This is a genomic window from Candidatus Eisenbacteria bacterium (assembly GCA_030017955.1).
Classification (GTDB): Bacteria; Eisenbacteria; RBG-16-71-46; order JASEGR01; family JASEGR01; genus JASEGR01.
On sequence record JASEGR010000058.1, the window covers coordinates 1 to 18066 of the forward strand.

Consider the following 18066-nt stretch of genomic DNA (forward strand, 5'->3'; position numbering starts at 1 on the left):
CTGATCCGGGCCGGCGCCAGCATGGCGCGGGCGCTCATCCGGCTCCCTCCAGCGACCTGTAACCCACGGTTCCCCGGAGCTCAGACGCGAAGCCGGGAAGGTTTGGCCTTTTCCACCACCTTTCTCAGCACTTCTTCTACAAGAGGAACGATGTTTTGCCAGGCGTATTTCTGGACCTCCACCCTGGAGTTAGTGGACATGGTTTGCCACAACTCATTGTCTTGATAGAGCTTCTTCAGGCGGTCTGCTATCCCGTCCACGTCCCCCGGGTTGACTACAAACCCGGTAACTCCGTCCTTGACTACGTCCGGCGTTCCGCCGACGTCGGTTGCGATAACGGGAACACCGAAAGCCATGGCCTCAATCACGACATTCGGGAGCCCTTCGCCCAGGCGTGAAGGAAGCACAAGGACCCTGGCCTGCCTCAGGAGCTCAGGAATCCTGTCCGGCCCCACCAAACCGAGGAAATCTACATTCAATCCGGCTGAGTACTTTTCAAGGTTCTGCCTTTCCGGGCCAGCGCCTGCTATGACCAGCCTAAGATCTCCCGCCTTTCGAACGGCATCGAGCAAATCGTCAACGCCCTTTCGCCGCACCAGCCTCCCCAAGAAAAGGACATTTGTGCCTCCACATTCCTCTCCCCCGCCCCCAAACCGCACTATGTTCGGGATGATAAGCGTCTTCCCGTCCATCTTCGCTGCCTCATCGTCCCCGCAGAATTTACCAACTTCCTCAAGAAGAAACTGCTTCATCCGCACGGATTGAACAAGCACGAGGTCAGCCCATCGAACAGCAGGAAGACCGACGCTCTTCCGCATGTAGGACGAGGAGAATGAGATCCCGCCCCGGCCCCTTATCCACACGACAACCGGCAGACCCAAGAGCCTCTTTGCGAGGACGCCGAGCAAGCCCGCAGAGAAAACCTGGTAACAGAGCAGAACATCAAATTCTTTTCTCCGTCTCGTCAGGAACCACAGGCTTTTGGAGAAATCGGCGATAGTCCTGAGCATTCGAATGTTGCTTACCCTCGGGCGGTGAATCCGGAACCCATCTCTTTCTTCATCGACGGGCATGGATGGATTCCCCCTGGTAAGCACAGTCACTGCATGCGAGCCGGAAAGTCTCCTTGCAAGTTCCTCTGCCTGGATTTCTGCACCGCCGATATGCTCGGGCGGAAAGCCTCCGATGAGAATGCAGATTCTCATCGTCCACCGGACCTTTTCCCGGTGGTCAGTTTCCCGGCTGTGAAATCAGGTTTCATGTCCGACGTTACAAGCTTGAGTTTTCCGGAGGGAGCTGGGAGGATTTCGTCCACCAACTCGAAAGAGATCTGCATCGAATCTCCCACGTAGGCCCTGAGAGAGCTTTCAAGCATCCTCTCGCTGTCAGGGCCAAAATTCCGGTTGGGCAGGAGCTTGACGTTGAGGGTTCCGTTCTTGGTCTGATGAACCTGGAATCTCTCGACGACGCCCGAGTGTCTGAACACTGTGGCCAGGAACAGCCCCGGGAGCAGCTTCCCTTCCTGGGTGACAACAAGGTCCACCGTTCGTCCGCACAAGTTCTCAATCATCAGGAGCTCACGTCCGCATGCGCAGTGTCTTCGGGTGATGGTGCCGAGATCACCGGTTCTGTATCGTATGAACGGCATCGCAAAGCCATCCATATCTGTGACCACGATTTCCCCTATTTCATCTTCCCTGCCCGGCCTCCCGTCCACCATGCACTCCACGAGGTGTCTTTCCATGTTCATGTGAAGCCCGTTGTGCTCCCTGCATTCCATTGCTATGAATCCAAGCTCTCTCGAACCATACTTGTTGAAGACCGGCGCTCCAAACACATCCTCAATGGTGTCGCGCTCATCCTGACTCACGCATTCTGCGGTTGCGATCATGGCGCCAGGCCTCGGCAACTGAACGCCTTTTGTCGTGATGTAGGAAGCCAGAAGAAAAAGAACGGACGTGTATCCCTCAATCACATCGGGTCTAAACTCTCTCAATATGCCGAGATACTCGCGTATTTTCCCGTCGGTCAGCTCATAGCATGGCAGGAAGAGCTCGTTTTTCACAAAAGCGGCTATCCGTCTTCTCAACTTCGTCTGCGCCGCAATGTCACGCGGCGAGCCCCACAGTTTCGCGATTTTCATTCCGACATCCAGCCCGCACCATCTGTAACACCTGTAGGCTGCAGCGGCCATCTTGTCCATCTTGATTCTGTCGTGGTAGTACCATACGAACTCTCCGGTCGAGCCTCCGGTTGAATCAGGGAGGAGGTCTCTCTGAGAGAACGAGCGTGAAACGAGCTCTGCCTTGTTCTCACGAATGATCCGCTTGGTAAGGGACGGCAATCCTGCGAGCTCATCAAGGCTTTCCATCCTCGACGGGTCGAAACCGGCCTCTTTCATGACGGCACCGTAGTAGGGAACAGTCCTTGATGCGTGCTCAAGCAGGGCCTTCGCCTTCATGAATTGCAGATTAATCAGTTCTTCTCTGGTCAGAAATTGGGATTTCTCCAGTTCTTTAAGGAACACAAGTTCCTTTTTCCCCTGCAAGGACCTCACCAGCGGAAGTACTATTTTTCTATAGATCGCCGGATGCACTTGTGCCCAACACCTCCGTGAACCGGAAACTTACTCTTTCTCGCCCGGCCTCTTCGTCGCGGATGCGCGCTAGGAAGGCGCTTCGGCTGTGCCTTCAGGCTTCGCAGCCTGCGCAATCTTCAGACAAGCGACCATGAGACCGAAGAGAAACCAGACATAGTATGTGTAAACAACGTTTCTCTGGAAATCGATCTTCAATTCGTCAATCATGAAAATGAGCAGCTGAACATTCATCACGAGAAGAAGGGATTTTGAAAAGCTCCGGCTTGCCAAAGATCGGCTCGAGAACTTTAATGTCCCCGCGAAAAGCTTGATGAGAAGCCACAAGAACGCCGAAAGCCCGAAGAGACCTGTTATGTAGAGCTGAAACAAGTAGGTGTTGTGGGGCCAGCTGAATCTTGTGACCCCCTCCCTCAGGCTGAAGTAAGGACCGTGACCTATGACAATATGCTCCTTCGAACGCTCCCAGCTCTGCGTCCAGGTTCCTGCTCTCGCGGCAGGCATTACTCCTGCGAAGGTCTTCTCAGTGGAGAATCTCGCAAATACAGAACCGGATTTTGTGTATTGTACAAGAATGGAATTTGCGCTCACAAAAATTATGACAGCAAGAATTGCAACAGCGACCACCTTCTTGAAGTCAAAGTCCTCCCGGGCAACCAGCATGAGATAGGCCATACTCATATAGAACGCAATGAAAGCGCCTCTTGTAATGGTCGCGTGAAGGACTATTGTTGTCGCAGCAGCAAGGATGAGCCACGCAATTTTCCTTGATATTGACTTTGCTCTTACAGCCATGAATATCTGAAGGGGAAGGTTTATGGCCGAATACTCGGCAAGAAGCTCATAATCACCGAAAGAACCCCCAACCCTCAACCCCTTCTCCACGTACATCAGTTGTGACTTCTCTGCGCCGAGAATCCACCCGGGGAGCAGAACTTTCCCGGGATTGAAGAGTTCATAAAGAGCCGTCAGAAGCACAGTCGCGCAGGAGATCGATGCAACAACAACTATCCTTTTCAGGGCACGTTCGTCGTTCACGAAATTCACGATGAGGTAGTACATGAGAACGCAGCCGGCCACGCTGGCGAAGTTCACGAGCCCTGCCATCAGCTCTGACATCCCTCTCGAATTGTAGGAGGAAGTCATGTAAGCCATAAGAAGCAAGACTATCGGCATATCCAGCGGAGTCCTGCTGGGAGGTTTCTCGTGACCCAGGGAAATCCTGGCCAGCCAAACTATGAAGAGAAGGCCTGCGAAAACAGTGTTGGTGCTTCCGAACGACATGGCGGTCGGGAAGGGAAGAAAGAAGACGAGGACAGAAAGACCTACGGAAAGGTGAAACCTGAAGGCGAAGACTGCAACAATGCCACCCGCGCAGGCTTCAAGGACCCTCTTGTTAGGATGGTTAAACTGCGTTCCCACCACCACGCCAATCAGGACGACGGCAGCCCACAATAGCGGCGAGGATTCTTCTATTCTTGTGATGGTGCTTCTGATGATACCCTTGGGGTTCAAACTTTGAGCCTCGCGTCGTAAGCTTAAGCAGCACTCTGAAAAACTAGTCGTCCTGAATGAAACTCCACGAGTTCAAGAGGGAATTCACGGGGTCTGGCGCAGCTGCTCGCGTTCGTACCATTCCTTGGTTCTCTTCAGCCCTTCTTCCAGAGTCACTGTCGGCACCCACCTGAGCTTTTTCCTGGTCTTCTCGATGTTGACCACCCTTCTTCTGATGTTGTCAATGTCCCTTCTATCTGTGTGGACGGGTACGAACTCTTTTTTGAAAAGCCCGAGTAGAATCCGGGCCACCTGATTCACGCTGGTTTCCACGCCGGTCCCAACATTGAAAATCTCTCCGACAGCCCTCTCGGAGGTCGCACAAAGGAGGGTTGCTTCCACAGCATCATCGACAAACGTGAAGTCCCTGGTCTGATCTCCGTCGCCATGAACCGTTGGCGGGCCGCCTCGATGGATGGAGTCAATGAACTTGGAGATTACTCCGCAGTATGGATTGGCCGGGTCCTGTTTTGTACCGTATATGTTTGAATACCTCACTACGGACGTGGGAAGGCCGTAGGTCTCATAGAAGGCAATACAGTAGTTCTCCCCGCCAAGCTTGCTCACTGAGTATGGAGTCAGAAGATTAAGATAGTCGTCCTCGTTGATTGGAAGATATCTCGGGTTGCCGTAAACGGAGCAGGACGATGTATAAACAATCCGCTCAACCTTGGTGTCCCGCGCTGCCAGCAGAATGTTGAGCGTGCCGCCGATGTTGGTGTTGAAATCCTCTCTGGGATCCTTGGTCGAGACAATGATATTTCTTGCCGCCGCGTGGATGATTATGTCCGCTACCGAAACCAGCTTTTTCACTACGTCGAAATCGCAGACGCTCCCTTCTACGAACTTGAACTTGTCCTGTGACGGCAGATTGGACAGCTTACCGGTGAAAAGGTCATCAAGAACGGTGACGATTGCGCCTTCCTTGATGAGCCTTTCAACTATGTTGGAGCCGACAAAGCCCGCACCACCTGTGACCAGAAGCTTTTTCCCTTTTAGACCTGTCATCTTCTGCCCCCGATTTCGTTATGCCGGGATTACTGCTGCCAGCCGACTGAATCCAGGTCTGCTGCACTTTTCGCAGCTGACATCTGCTACTTTCTGATCCCGACTCTGAGATAGATGAGCGGCTTAAGGATTCTCCACCAGTCTCTGAACGGAACCATCTTGGATGAACCTATTTCTTTCGAATGATACCTTACCGTGACAGGAGCTTCTTTGACCCTGAGACCGCACGCTATGGCTTTGTAAAGCAGGTAGGGTTCAAGCTCATAGGTGTTCAGCCAATCCTGCCAGAGGTTAATGCTCTTGTTCTTGAAGATGTCCGTCCTGAAGGCCCGCAGGCCGTTTGTGCCGTCGGTGATTGGGAATCTCACGGCCAAGTTGAACAGCAAGGCATAAACCTTGGTCAAAATCCTCCTCGGAACCGTTATGTTCGGAGTCTGTCCTCCTTTGAGCCACCTGGAACCCTGCACGAAATCGAATTCGCCGCTCTTGATCGGATCCAGGAGGAGAGGAAGCTCGCTCGGATCGTGCTGGTCGTCGCCCGAAAGAATCGCAACGATATCGTATCCGTGCTTAATCGCATAATCGATTCCGGTCCTTATGCTCGCGCCTACCCCTTTGTTCTTCTCGTGCCTGAGGACTACGTCCGCCCCGCACCGGCGTGCCTCATCGTCCGTGCCGTCATTCGAGCCGTCATCGATCGTGATCTTCAAATCAACAAGGTTCCGGCCAAGTTTTTCCATGACCCGCCCGATCTTCCCCTTCTCGTTGTAGGCGGGGACCACAGCAGCTGTTTTCATATCGTGTTCATTTCCCCAGGCGTTGAAGAGAACTTCCCGTTTCTCACGTTATGCGCCCGGCTTCTCGTTCTTTGCGCCCTGAGCGTTGCCGAAACTCACGACGTCCTTGGCCGTTATCTCTCTTATTGAGAGATTCTCCTTCCAAAGATAGAAGAGGCCCAGCAGCGTCACCGGAAAGAATTGCGTGGAGTGATAAAGGAAGGAGAAAGCGAGGGCTCTCGTCTTGTCGACGTCAAAAAGAGAAAGCCCAAGCACTGAAAAATACTGAATCGGCCCGACATAGGCGGGAGAAGACGGTATCATGACTCCGAGCGACAGAACTACAAGCACGAGCAGTGTTGCATGCGGCGGGAGATTGACCTCGACCGAAAGAATTGAGAAATAAATTGCAAGGCCGGCAAAAAACCAGACCACAAACGAAAGCATGAGAGAATAGAAAGTTTCCTTTCCACGCTTGAACACCTCAAGGCCTTGCCCGAATGACCTGACGATCCTCGAAACCCTGTGCTCAAGCTTCCCGGGCAATGGTCTCGAAGCAGCTGTCGCCAGGGAAAGAGTCCACCGGGGAAAGATGAGAAAGGCAAGGAGCACCAGCATGGATACGGCATTAAGGACGAGGGCGAAGTATCCTCCGACTTTGAGCTCTTTGGGAAGCGGCATGACAAGTATCAGGATACCAAAGAGAACGAGAAGCACAAACACATCCAGCACTCTCTCGATCACGATTGTGGCAAAAGAAGCCGTCTTGCTCACCTTTTCCTTCTTCCCAACCGCATACGCGCGCACAAATTCTCCGAGCCGCGCCGGAAGCAGATTGTTCGCCATGAATCCTATCATGGTCGATGAAAACAGGCTCATCGTCCGCGCATTCTTCAGAGGCTTCATGAGGAACTTCCACCTGTAGGCTCGTATGTAGAAACTGGTCAATGTGCAGGCTGCAGCAGGTATCAGATACAGGTATTCCGCTTGAGAGAAAGCGTTCCTGAGCTCTCCGAACTGCGTCTTCCTGAAAGCTAGAAAGAGGCAGAGCACGCTTACCGCTATGCCGAAGTACGCTTTTCGCTTCAAGACGTCACCTCAAGCGCCTATTGTGTTCATGAAAACCTTTTCTTCACGAGGAAAATAAGGTTCTCGAAACCATCGGCCCATTTGCGCAGCTTCACGGTGCCGATCCGGATGTGATAGTTGACGTGATATTCCGCAAACTTGATTTGTCTGTTCTTTATTGCCTCTATTTTTATCTCCTCGGAGAACGGCATTCCGTCACTTGTGACTTCGAGCAGAGGATAGATGCTTCTTTTGAAAAACCACATGCCTGACTGTGAGTCCCTGATCCTTCTCATGTAGAGAAGAAACATTGCAGAAGTCAGTATCATGTTCCCGATCCAGTTGCTGAAGTTCATCGACTTTTGGTTCGCAAGAGGAAACCTGCATGCCGATACAAAGTCGAGGTCCCTGTCGAGCATGAACTCCGTTACCTCGCCAATCGACTCCTGGGGATACGAGCCGTCGCCGTCCATTGTAACGACTACGTCGCCTGTCGCGGCAGGTATTCCTGCCTTGTACGCGGCGCCATAGCCCTTTCTCGGCTCGTAGACAACCTTTGCCCCAAGTGACTTTGCGACTTCAGCCGTCTTGTCGGTGGAGGCGTTGTCCACGACAACAACTTCATCAACACAGGACGGCATGTTCTTGAGCACGTGCGCTATGCCGTCCTCCTCATTGTGGCACGGGATAACGACTGTAATCCGCTTTCCTCTTAACACTGCCCTTAGATCTCCGTTCTTCCTTCCCTCCGGCCGATGACGAGAATCCCGGCGGGAGCATGTTCTTATAGATTCAACCGGTAGAGCTTGATCAATGGATTTTCATAGACCTTCGTGAAAAGCCCCGCATTTCCGTCAGGCACCTGCCACAGCCGTTCCCCGACATCATCCTTTCTCCAAACAACATAGACAGGCGTGTGAAAGTTCCCAAGGAATCCTATCATACCGGGGGACACCCGTCCCTCTTCAAAAAGCTCCGTTACTACCGCCTTTCTCTTTTGCATCTCCGGGGTGCTGTATCCCCATCCTACGGCAAAAGAATCCCCTCCCCAGAGTAGTCTTCGTGGTCCGGTGACTACCAGCTCGGATCGCCCTTCGCTATCCAGGAAAAGGGCATCCCTACGGGTGTATCGGCTAATCCATTCATAAGCTGAACGCTCGTCATGTGAGAAAACGGCCCTTCCGCCGCGCTCAGGCCCTTTGTCAATCAGAAATGCGAAGATGGCAAGGAAATTCGTGGCAATCAGCGACAAGACAAGGCAAAACCCGGCAAGTTTCCTGAAGAATCCTCCCCTGAAGAGCTCATACAGAAACCAGCCGGAGGCGATAGACAGCGGCACAAAGAGGAGGCTGATGAATTTGCTCTCGTTTCCAAAAGGAAGCGGGACAAGAAAGCCGAAAACCAGAAGACCCAGCATCCAGAGGGCGATGAAAGCTCCTCCCCTCTTTCCCACAAGAAATGAAATCGAGCGGGGCGCAAGAATCCAGAAAAGGAGGCCGGACAAGGCCGTGCTCCACAGGAATGCGCCGTTCAGGTCGAGGCCGCCGATCTGGCCGCCGCCTTTCCCGACCATGACGGACAGAAGATATGGGGATGACACCAGTACCGGCAGAATCGATGCAATGAGAAGAAAAGTAGCCCTTCCCGGCGTCACTTTTGCGTGCCTCATTCTTGAAAAAACTATGAGCAGGAAAAGCGCCCCGGCCGACACGAAGAAAGTGGCGAGTCCTGCGACAGTGTGAAAGAGAATTGCGCCCAGAAGACAGAGCGCGGCAAGGAAGAGATCCTCAAGCGCCCCGCTGCGCAGATACGATGAGGCCTTCCAGAGAAATGCAAGACTCAAAACCATGCCTATTGAAAAAGCCGTTCCGATGAGAAACTTGTCCATTCCGAATGCGAGACTGGCATGAAGGTAGCCGCGGGGGCAGAGTCCAAGCAGAGTCGTGCTTGCCCCGCCGAAAATCAGTTCTTTGAACACGTCAATCCCGTGCGTCTTCCCCAGCGAGCACCCCAGCAGCAGAAAGACTGCGCCCAGCGGATTCATGCCGAAGAAAAGGAGAAGCAGGCTTGATACATAACGTCTGATCCCTGAAACAAAATTCTTCGAGAAAAGGTAGGCAGCACAAGCCATAGCCAGGAAAAAGTGCACATTCAGAATGGCCATTACAGAGAAAGGACTTGGCCCGCCCGAGACACAAAGGGCTCCAAGATATACATGGTAGAACCAGAAATACAGAAGCTTGATGCCGTAGAAGAAGGGATCTGTCGGCGGGATTCCGAAGTCAAGGATTTCGTGGGTGATGGCTGCGTGGAACCAGGAATCATCCCTTATTCTGAGATTCGGGTTCAGGAGAAGTATTGCGGCGGGAACGAGCGAAAACAGAATCGAGATGAGCATAACGGCACCAGAGTTGCCATCCGCCTTGCTGAACTTGAATCGGTCCTTCAGGAGAAGAACAAGTGAAACGGCCGAGAAGACGACTACTGCAACATCAGTCGAGGTCTTAAACGCAAGACCGAAGTGCGAAAGGAGGAGGACTGTTGTTCCGGAAAACACCGGCGAAAGGCACGTGACGAGCACAAAGAGTTCCAGGATTCCAGTGTGCCTCTTCTTCATGACGAGAAGAAGCGTGAGCCCGGGAATGAAGGCAAGCCCGACGTACCTGAGGGGCCAGAAATAGGCCGGAACCGACCCCCTCAGAAGCTCGAAACTGCCTGACAGCAGAGTCAGGAGTGCGATGAGGTTCATCGGCTTTCTCCAGGTTTGCTCAAACCTCTGGCCGGCCTGAGCGGAATTTTCCTGCCGGAGATGCTCGTCATGAAGAAAGTTACATCATCCTTCGAGAAAAGGCCAAGGGCGAAGGTGCATCCGAAGAAAACCAACGGGAAAAGAACGACCTTGAGACTGATAATCGCCGCGTTCAGTTGAAGAAACTCAAACGGGACAGAGAGTGCTGCAATAAGCGCGCACTGGAGCGAAGTCAGGACAGAAATTTTCGCAAGGCGGCCGCCTGCACTTTCCTTGATTCCCGCGGGGACTGCCCTCCCTGCCAGAACAACAGCCTGGACAAAAGTCACGAATACTGAAACCAGATTTGCAAACCCGGCTCCGATGAGCCCGGTGAAAGGCACAAAGAGAATGTACAGCGATGCTTCCAGGAACAGCTTGAGGAGCGCCAGCCAGAGGACTGTTTTTGTTTTCTCAAGGGCATAGAAAAGCATTGTGAGCGGCTGTTGGGCCGTTCTGGCAAGCGGAACGAACGCGAGTATGCGAAGGAGAAGAACGCCATCCAGATATTCTCTTCCTCCCATGATGAGCGTTATCTCTCTTGCAAAGACGAAGATTCCGGCGCTCATCAGGGATGCAAGAACTGAGATTGCCCTGTGGGAATGAGAGAAAACAGAAAACAGTCCCTTCTCGTCCCCTTCGCCCTTAAGCCTTGCAAGCGACGGCAGGATGGCCTGGGGCACCGCCTGTCCAAGGGCAATGAACCTCTCGATTATGTTGAACGCAAAAGAGAAAAGCCCGAGCGAGTGCGGCGTGAGCAGGTATCCGAGTATTATCCTTGAAAGATTCTGGCCCGCAAGATAGGCGGCCCTCGCCCCGAGAAGAGGGATGCAATACTTGAAAATCATGCGGAGAAGCCCCCCTGAACCAACCATCGCCTCACCCTTCTTCCTCAGATTTCTCAGTACCGCCCACAGCAGCCCGAAATAAAGCCCTGCGCTTATGACGAGCGCGGAGACAACAACCCACGCGACGCCGATTACCCCGCTCCCGCTTTTGATGACAGGCAAGAGCAGAAGAACCTTGACGCTGTTTGAGATTCCGGATGCGATCACCATCGAGCCGAACCGTTGGAGCCCGTAGAGAGTCGCTCTGTTTGCGGCGCTGAGAGCTTCTAAAATCAGAGTCAGGGTCACTATCGGGAGAAGCACTTTCATAAGCGGCATCCCATAGGAATGCGAAATTGGCCCTGCAAGCAGGAAAAGCAAGCCGGATACGATGAGCGAAAGGGATATCTTGAGAAGCATTATAAGGAGATGTGCCCGCACAATCAGGCCGTCTTTTCCCTCTGCCTTGAACTCTGCCACGTATCTCTCAAGGAATGCCTCGAAATTCGCCGTTCCTATCGTGGCGATCCCGACAACGGAAAGCGAGAGGGAAAGCATCCCAAACTTCTCAGGGCCAAGATACCTGAGGACAACTACGGAGTAGATGATCCCGAAAAAAACGTTGAGTCCCTGGTCAATCCCAAGGAGAAAGCTTCCTCTGGATATGTCTCTAAGTGCACGACCTCGTGCCGAGCTCTTGCCTGACTCGCTCACTCCTTTTTCCTTTCTGCCAGCGACCCATAAAGCTTTTCAGCCTGTTTCAGCGATGAGCTAAGCGAGAAATTCTTGAGCGCGAAATCTCTTGCGTTTCTGGAGAGTGATTGGAGGAGATCTTCTCTGGAAATCAGCTCCGCCAATCTCTCGCCGATATTCTCGCGGGTCACAACGAGACCGTTTTCTTTGTCGGTAATGAAGGTGGACGGGCCGCCTGAACCCTCAAGCGCCACCGGTACTGTTCCGCACATCATGGCCTCAATCGTTGCTCTCGACAGGCTCTCGCTTTGAGATGGAAGAAGCAGGATCGCGTTCGTTGAATAGAACCCCGGCATCTCCTCAGGCTTGATCCAACCGCGGAACTTCACTCTCTCCAGAACGCGTGATTTTCCGAGAAGATCAAGTGTTTCCTCCTTCGCGAGTGACCCAAGGAATTCTCCAGCGACATCAAAAGTGAGCTTGGGGAATCTCGAAGCCAGGGAGACAAAAGTGCTGACCGCGAGGTCAAAGCCCTTCTCCTTTGTGAGACGTCCTGCAAAGCAGATCGAGGAGCCCCTCGGGCCAGCGCCGGCTTCCGGGGAGAACCGATTCTCATCTATTCCCGAAGGAATGGCATACAGTCTCTCCGGAGGAATGCTGAATCTCGATCCGATTTTCTTCAATGAGTCCTGAAGAGGGGCCACGATTGCTGCTCCTCCTCCAAAGAAATATCTTTCAAGCAAGCTTGAACCGCACGGACCGCCGTGGTACTGGATGACGTACGGGATTCGTCTCGCCCTCAACGCTGCCGAGAAGAGCCATGATATGGAATTTGCCGTTGAACCGTAGAAAACGAAAAGCCCCGGCGGACTCTTCATGACATGGGCAGCGAAACCACCCGGGACCGAAACGTTTTTCGACAAACGGCAGGATGGCCAGAAGAAAAATGGCAGTCTTTCGACTTCGACCAGCTTCCATCTCCCTTCCCTTGTTTCGAGATGAACTTCCGGAGAATGGCCGTGCCTGTCCTTTAGGATTCGCAGAAACTGATTCCAAAAATGGGCCCCGGTTCCATTCATCTCCAAGAACTGGGCGTCAGTGAGACCAAAGGAGGCAGGAGAGGCTCCGTAGTAGTGGACGATTCTCAAGTCTCAGACCTCCTCTTGAGCCACGAGATTTCCGACTTTATGAGTCCAAAGATGTCAAGTATCGAGCTAAGGTCCGGGAGCGAATGGTTGCCTGCAGCCAACGCATCGCAACCGGGATGGGAAGGGTGAAACCCGTGCATCGCCTTCAAGGGCTCTTTCCCCATGAAACTGGGTACAATCAGCGTTCCAGGAGAGGTAAGGAAGATGAGCTCTCCGAATCGGCCGTCCGGGAAGTAGGCGCCCAGTTGTTTCAGCTCGTCAACCGTGAGTATTCTGCCGCTTTTGAGAGCAGAGAGCCTTGATGAGAAAGATTCCCTGGCCTCCTTGTTCGAAAACCAGAACCTCGCCATGGTCGAGTCCAGGAAGACAAGATAATCATCCGGCATGCTGAACTTGACCGTATCAAGGAAGACCGAAGAGTCAATAACCGAGGTCGTATCAACCATGCCGTGATCAGACACAACCAATATATGAACATCATCGTAATATTCGGACGCCGTTTGGGCAGACTCCGTGACCATCTCGCTGAGGAGGCGCAGTTTCTCAACGACTCTCTCCGAGCCAGTCCCGAATTTGTGGATTACTGCGTCGAGCTCGGGAGTATAGAAGAAGAAGAACTGCAGAATTCCGGCACGCAGCTCTTGAGTGAATTCCTTGAAGTTCTCCTCTTCGCGCGCCCTCCAGTCCCAGACCCGGTACTCTATTCCGTTTCCGGAAAGCTCATCGAAGATATTCGGACAGGCATTCAAGCCATTTTCGGAAAAGATGTTTTTCTTTTCGCAAAGATCGAAAAAGCGAAAGTATTCAAATGGAATCTCATAGAGACTGTAGTATCCCTTGATGCCTGCGCGCACTTCGACCAGCCATTTCAGGAAAGCGGATGAGAGCTTCCTCCTGAGAATTCTTCGCGGCAGCCAAGAGACCAGTCTGGTCGCTGAAAACGGTGAGCTTTGTGGAGCATGGAAATACATAGCCCAATGACCCGTTTCGCCGGGTGGTCTTCCTGAAAGAAGACTCGGTATCGCCGCGCCGCTGTATCCGAGAACAGTTTTGAGGCGCCTCTTTTCCCGGAACTCCGGGAACTCGACTCCGCTTTTCGCCAGGATTTCCCAGCCAAGCGCATCTATGAGGAACACTATGCAGGCCTTTTTCACTGTTTCATGCTCCCCGAGAAGAACTCCACCCAGACCTTTCCGCTTCTGCCAGTTCTCTTCACGGTCGCTTGTGAGAAAACCTTCCGTGCCAGCTTCATGAATCCTGCAGAACATTCCCAGTCTTCAAGACGGCTCTCAGGCAGTTCGAAAAAGAGCAGTGCAGCCATTTTTCTTAAGAAATCCTCTCCATTTCCCCACCGTGATAGTCTGAAAACCCTCACAATATCGGGAATGCTTCCGCTCCCACCGATGAAACTCTCGAGTGCCTTCCGGAGAGCCCTGGCATTTTCTCTCAAACCCGGCCTGGCAGCAGTCCGAAAAATGAGTGCGGAAAGCTCGTGTGTGCCTGCTCCGGATAGGGAGCTGCATTCCCACAGCCACACTTGTCTCATGAGTTCTCTGGCCCTCGAAAGGACCGTACCCATTTCTCCATATCTTTTTCTCACGATGGAAATCTCGGGCTTCTCTCTGAACCCGGCCCAGAAAGTGGCCTCTTCTTCCAGGCCGGGAGCAATTCCTCCGATTTCACCATCGCCGCTTCTCAGAGTCTCCTTGAAGACCGAGAGCCTTCTCTTGTATCCAGGCACGTATGCTCCACGAAATGCGAGAATAGACGTCATGCAGTCAAGGATTGCCTTGCCGGCCAAGAACGCGGTCTTCACGGACTCCGGGCCGGCACTTGGCCGGAAGCGCTCAAGATTCCTGAGACACTCCCATGCACGGTTCTCCACAAGAGTGATCGCCTCAACCTTTGTGATCTCCGAACCGTCGGTGATTGGAAGCTGAGACAGGCAGCTTTCGTCTCCGGCGAGGACTTTGCCTTGATTGGCCATGTCAACGGTTTCCATCTTTGGCTTCTGGGAGCGAATATCCTTTCGCGTATAGACCGGGAGGCTGAGGGGAGATGACAATATCAATCTCGGGTCAGGCGGAGAGAAACTTGATTCGATTTCCCTCAAGATTGGAACAAGCTCCCTCCTCTCCTTCTCTCCGGAGGTGACGACTCCGAGGTCAAGATCTGAAAGCAAGAGAACACGGTCGCCGATGCGCAGACTGCTCCCTTCGCCCAGACTCAGGCTCCCCGTGAGGAAAACCGCTTCAAGATTCGTCCCACACGTCTTACCCAAAACCAGACACAGCTCTTTCAGACAGTTGCGGACCACCACATCCGCATCAGGGTCAAAAGATGTGCGGAATTCGAGAGCCAAGTCGGACATAAGGGACGAAAAGAGACTCAGAGGCGCTTGTAGATAAAAGCCGGGATGGCAAACTTTCGTCTATTGAAAACGACCCCAATCACGTTTGCGTGAGACTGGGAGAGCATGTTCACTGCCTTCTGGACTATTTCACGTCTGGTTTTTGAGGCGCGCACGACAAGAATAACTCCATCCGTGTGGCTTCCCAACACAATCGTCTCGGGTGAGGACAGGGCAGGTCCTGAGTCAACAACAACGAAGTGATACAAGGATGAGAGTTCACGCAGGACTGACTTCATTTGTGCAGAACTAATAAGCTGCGATACTCCCGGAAGGTTTACTCCTCCCCTCAAAAAATCGAGATTCTGTACCGGGGTCTTGACGATTCCCGTTTCGAGAGTAGCTTCCCCTCTGAGAATCTCGGTTAGGCCCGGGCCAGGTTCAACTTTGAACCTCCTGGTCAGGTCGCTCCGCGAAAAATCTCCATCGACGCCCAGGATTCGCAACATAGGATCCTGCGCAAGTACCTGGCAGAGATCATGAGTAACAGAGGTAGCTCCTTCCCCTGCAAGCGAGGTAGTCACAAGAAGGCATCTTGAAGATTTGTTCGGAAGCGCAAGCTCCACAGAATTCCTGAGTGCGCTGAGCTCTATTCCGGTTACGTCCGGCTTTTTCCCCGAAAAAACCGTCACCTGCCGGGAGGCACTGCCGGCGACGATTCCGGCTCGCCCCTTCCTTTCCTGCTCAGCTTTTCTCAAGGCATCGAATATCTTGCTCATAGGGTCAGGTAGATCTCGATTCCATCAACTCTCCCACGGCGCCGTTTCGGCCGGGACTGCACAAGACGACTGCGAAGCAGCCCCTCGATCACGGCGACAGTGAAGCGCGTGGAAGCCTGTCATCAATTCCAATTGGGGAGCGGAACTTGCCAAGCTCTTTGGATGCTTCCTCAAGGATTCTCCTGTCAACAGCAAGAGAACCTTCAACGTAGCCGACGAGCAAGGCGCAGTCGCAAAGAAGATTTATGAGACGGGGGATGCCTCCGGTTTCACCAAAAATGTACTCAAAAGAATCCTCGCTGAAAGAAGGATTGCCGCCGCTTCTGCCTGCCACATCAAGTCTGAACTCGACGTACCCTTTTACCTCACCGGCTGAAAGAGGCCCTATGTTGAAAACGCCGGGAATTCTCTGTCTCAGTTGTCTCAGCTCAAGTCTGTCGAGAATATCGACCAGTTCATTCTGGCCGACGAGCAGAATCTGAACAAGTTTCTCGGTGTCTGTTTCCAGATTCGAGAGCATCCGCAGCTCCTCGAGAGCCGCAGGTGACAGGTTGTGAGCTTCGTCAATCACTATCACAGTGTTTCTTCCCGCGCGGAGTTGAGAGACAAGGAAGTTGTTGAACTCTATGAGAAGCTCCGCTTTCGATTTCCCTTTCATGCCCATGCCGAACTCGTCGAGAACGAGACCAAGCATCTGTTTGAATGTGAGCTTGGTGTTGAGGACAAATGCCCTGTCAACAGTCGGACCCATTTCCTGGAAAACCTTCCTGACGACGGTCGTCTTCCCCACGCCAACCTGGCCCGTCAAGGCAAGGAAGCCCCTCTTCTCCCTCAGGCCATATGTGACATAGGCAATCGCATCCCTGTGCGCCGGGCTAAGAAACAGGAAGCGCGGGTCAGGGGTAAGATTGAACGGCTTTTCTCTCAGCCCGTAGAAACTCTCGTACATATCATTTTCCTTCCGGTGTCACCCGCGAAATCATCACAATCGCTCCCCGACGGAAACGTCAGAAGAGTTTTATTCTCCTTTTCCTGACTTCTGGAACCGCGGCAAGGACGCGAAGTCTGAGAAACTCTTCAACCTCTCCGGTAGTCTTGAAGGAATGGTCAAGCCCGTCCACGAAGAACGAAAGCCCAAGACCTATCACGATGCTGAAGATCGGGGCAAGAGCGATCCTGACATAGTCTTTTGTTTTCCTCGCGAAGGCCTTCGTAGCCGGATTGAGCAGAATCACCGCAGTCTTCTCCGGACTCGTAGTCTGATCGGTTATCCTCGCCTGAATTTCTTTCTCATCAAGCTCCTTGTAGCTTGCCTGATAGAGAGCGATCATCCTGTCAACCTCTTCCAACTTGTTTTCAACCTCAGGATACTGCCTTAACTCCGCCCGAAATCCGGCAAGCATCATGCGTTGTTCTTTCTCTCTGGCTCTCAGCACATCGAGGTTCAGCTTCTCAAGTTCGAGTCTGTCTCTAAGCTGCTTCCTCATCATGATCGTCAAGTCTACTATCTGCTTCTCCACCGCCTTCACGTCGGGATGAGTGGGGGTATATTTTGTCAACAGCTTCTCGCGCTCCGAATTCAGAAGTATGAGCTGCCTACTTATCTCTGCTAGCGTGCCCTCATTTCCCACCTGCCCGGAAATGACAAAGCCAATTGAGAAATCCGGATCCTCTTGCAAGATCTTTGAGAGCTTATTGACGCTTTCGTCCTGCGCGATTCTCTTTCCCACAATATCTTTGAGAGTATTCTGAGTATCCCTGTACATGCCCAGGGTCTCTCGTCTCTCGGCGGTCGGATCCGACAGCCCTCTTGAATTGAGAAAGTCCGATCTCTGCTTTTTCCATTTCTCAAGCTCGACCGAAATCTTTTCCTTCTCTTCACGGAAAAACTCGAACAGCTCCGGAATTGAAAATCTCTCCCTGCTGTGTTTCATGTAGCCTTCAGCAATCGCGTTCGTGACCTCGACGCACATTTCGGGATCCGTGCTCCTGTAACTTACCTCCACGACGTTGGATTCACCGACGACGCCGGCGTCAACGCTTGAACCGTCGATTTTGTAGCGAGGTTTCCCCTCTTTGTTTCTTTTTTCGTCAAGTATCTTCTGGGCATTCGTCGCGACGGCGGCGCTCTTGGCGGTTTCTACCTCAGAACTCAACTCTTCCTTCCAGCTCAACAGTCCGATCTGAGGCATCAGAATGTTTTCTTTCTGTCCCCTGCTGACAAGCACCCTCGCAACCGCCTCATAGTACACGGGAGTCCGCACATTGGTTATGGTGACGAAGGACGTTGACGTGACAAAAAGGACAATGATTATCCATTTTCGTCTGAAGACGACGCTGAAGAAGTCCCTGAGTGTCGCCTCTCTTGTCTTCTTCTCCTGTTCCAACCTGCTCACTCCTTTCGAAAACGTGCAGATGCCGGCAGCTAGTGTCGTGTCCCGGAAATTCCTTGTCTGTGTCTTTGCCCCGGGACACGACA

General features: G+C 52.7%; 15 protein-coding genes. All 15 read right to left on the reverse strand.

Annotated features, from left to right (window positions below; translation table 11 throughout):
* Nucleotides 1-80 precede the first annotated feature (80 nt).
* Nucleotides 81-1205 carry a glycosyltransferase family 4 protein gene (locus tag QME66_09710; GenBank protein ID MDI6809242.1) on the reverse strand — a complete coding sequence of 375 codons (1125 nt, stop codon included), beginning with the start codon at nt 1203-1205 and terminating at the stop codon, nt 81-83.
* Complete coding sequence (locus tag QME66_09715; GenBank protein ID MDI6809243.1) at nt 1202-2596, reverse strand: hypothetical protein; 1395 nt, start codon at nt 2594-2596, stop codon at nt 1202-1204. The genes QME66_09710 and QME66_09715 overlap by 4 nt, the downstream gene beginning before the upstream one ends.
* Nucleotides 2597-2665: 69 nt before the next feature.
* Nucleotides 2666-4111, reverse strand: coding sequence for an O-antigen ligase family protein (locus tag QME66_09720; GenBank protein ID MDI6809244.1), 1446 nt, complete (start codon nt 4109-4111; stop codon nt 2666-2668).
* A gap of 84 nt (nt 4112-4195) precedes the next feature.
* Nucleotides 4196-5158 carry a GDP-mannose 4,6-dehydratase gene (locus tag QME66_09725; GenBank protein MDI6809245.1) on the reverse strand — a complete coding sequence of 321 codons (963 nt, stop codon included), beginning with the start codon at nt 5156-5158 and terminating at the stop codon, nt 4196-4198.
* Between the two features lie 86 nt (nt 5159-5244).
* A complete protein-coding gene (locus tag QME66_09730; protein ID MDI6809246.1) occupies nt 5245-5955 on the reverse strand; it encodes a glycosyltransferase family 2 protein in 711 nt (236 codons plus the stop codon).
* Between the two features lie 48 nt (nt 5956-6003).
* A complete protein-coding gene (locus tag QME66_09735; protein MDI6809247.1) occupies nt 6004-7023 on the reverse strand; it encodes a lysylphosphatidylglycerol synthase transmembrane domain-containing protein in 1020 nt (339 codons plus the stop codon).
* Nucleotides 7024-7049: 26 nt separating this feature from the next.
* Complete coding sequence (locus tag QME66_09740; GenBank protein MDI6809248.1) at nt 7050-7721, reverse strand: glycosyltransferase family 2 protein; 672 nt, start codon at nt 7719-7721, stop codon at nt 7050-7052.
* Nucleotides 7722-7786: 65 nt separating this feature from the next.
* Nucleotides 7787-9751, reverse strand: coding sequence for a hypothetical protein (locus QME66_09745; protein MDI6809249.1), 1965 nt, complete (start codon nt 9749-9751; stop codon nt 7787-7789).
* Nucleotides 9748-11331: a flippase gene (locus tag QME66_09750; GenBank protein ID MDI6809250.1), complete on the reverse strand. Its 1584-nt coding sequence runs from the start codon at nt 11329-11331 to the stop codon at nt 9748-9750. Before QME66_09750 ends, QME66_09745 begins: the two co-directional genes overlap by 4 nt.
* Nucleotides 11328-12458 (reverse strand): glycosyltransferase, encoded by a 1131-nt coding sequence (locus tag QME66_09755; protein MDI6809251.1) that lies wholly within the window; start codon nt 12456-12458, stop codon nt 11328-11330. The genes QME66_09750 and QME66_09755 overlap by 4 nt, the downstream gene beginning before the upstream one ends.
* The gene (locus QME66_09760; GenBank protein MDI6809252.1) at nt 12455-13612 is read right to left on the reverse strand and encodes an alkaline phosphatase family protein; all 1158 of its coding nucleotides are present in this window, start codon (nt 13610-13612) and stop codon (nt 12455-12457) included. The genes QME66_09755 and QME66_09760 overlap by 4 nt, the downstream gene beginning before the upstream one ends.
* The gene (locus QME66_09765) at nt 13609-14739 is read right to left on the reverse strand and encodes a hypothetical protein (GenBank protein MDI6809253.1); all 1131 of its coding nucleotides are present in this window, start codon (nt 14737-14739) and stop codon (nt 13609-13611) included. Before QME66_09765 ends, QME66_09760 begins: the two co-directional genes overlap by 4 nt.
* Before the next feature lie 107 nt (nt 14740-14846).
* Nucleotides 14847-15587, reverse strand: a complete 741-nt coding sequence (locus QME66_09770) for a CpsD/CapB family tyrosine-protein kinase (protein MDI6809254.1) — start codon at nt 15585-15587, stop codon at nt 14847-14849.
* 88 nt (nt 15588-15675) lie between these two features.
* Nucleotides 15676-16536: an AAA family ATPase gene (locus QME66_09775; protein MDI6809255.1), complete on the reverse strand. Its 861-nt coding sequence runs from the start codon at nt 16534-16536 to the stop codon at nt 15676-15678.
* A 58-nt stretch (nt 16537-16594) separates the two neighbouring features.
* Nucleotides 16595-18066: hypothetical protein (locus QME66_09780; protein ID MDI6809256.1), on the reverse strand; the 1472-nt coding region annotated here is incomplete at its 5' end.